This window comes from Psychromonas sp. Urea-02u-13 (genome assembly GCF_002835995.1).
GTDB lineage: Bacteria > Pseudomonadota > Gammaproteobacteria > Enterobacterales > Psychromonadaceae > Psychromonas.
Map to the genome: position 1 here is coordinate 1 of NZ_PJBZ01000214.1, position 934 is coordinate 934.

The 934-nt window shown below is 33.1% G+C and carries 1 protein-coding gene; it reads right to left on the reverse strand.

Features of this window, described 5'->3' with window-relative positions; translation table 11 throughout:
* Positions 1–77: 77 nt before the first annotated feature.
* A complete protein-coding gene (locus tag CXF74_RS21460; RefSeq protein WP_101084680.1) occupies positions 78–872 on the reverse strand; it encodes a hypothetical protein in 795 nt (264 codons plus the stop codon).
* Between the last annotated feature and the right edge of the window lie 62 nt (positions 873–934).

Consider the following 934-nt stretch of genomic DNA (forward strand, 5'->3'; position numbering starts at 1 on the left):
GCGGACAAAAATCGTGGGTTATAATGTGTAGCGAAGCGAAACGTAACCCACTGTTTTTGTTCCGTTTAAACGCCTTGTTAAATTACTTCACTTAGGATCACACTTGGAGCTTCTAACGTGTTTTTGTTTTGTTGTATTGTAAATTCACTTTGTAGGTTTTCAATACTTTTAGGTAAATTATTTACATCGTTTACAGCACCAATTGCAGTAGCAACACATATCAAGAATGTGCCAACACCTTTGATAACCTTTTTATTCAAGTTATTGGACACTTCAATGTTTGAAATTATGTTGTACATTGACTTTTTAATTGGTTCAGAACCATATAAATCAAAGTTTTTAATGTAATCCGCTAGAATTTTTAACTCTTGTTTTAAGTATTCTTTTAAATACGATGAGAGATTGTCTGAGGCATCTATCTCCTCCATTAACTTCGATACTTGCTCCATTAAAGATTCGTAGTTTAAATTATCGATCTGTGTTGCGGGAACAAAATGCGCAAGATTATCTGAAGCGATTTGCACCATATCTAAATGATTACCTTGCTTCAAAGATTTTATAAGAGCGTCCCAATTATGATGATATGGAGAGTGGCTTTTAAAACTATTACTTAATTGAGTTTTCCATTGATTATGTGTCTTAGCCTGTTTGGGATAATATTCAGTTACTTTTAAATAAGAATCTTGTATCAACACAAATAGTTTAGAGTAACAAGGGAAAATATATTCTGGTTCATTCTTCACCTCAAAAACTCTAGATAAAACAACACCAACTTTCTCAGTTGGGTTAAATTGCGCACTTGTGCAACGCTCAAGAATTGATAGCAAACGTGCAGCTGGATTATCAGGTAAAATGTCTTTCTCAATATTCATTATTATAAATTCCTAGTACCAAAATCGAGTTGTAATTTAACGCCCACATTAAGCGGACTAAA

Excerpts from the sequence above, each read along its gene's own strand:
- CXF74_RS21460 (WP_101084680.1), bottom strand. The coding sequence starts at position 872 with ATGAATATTGAGAAAGACATTTTACCTGATAATCCAGCTGCACGTTTG.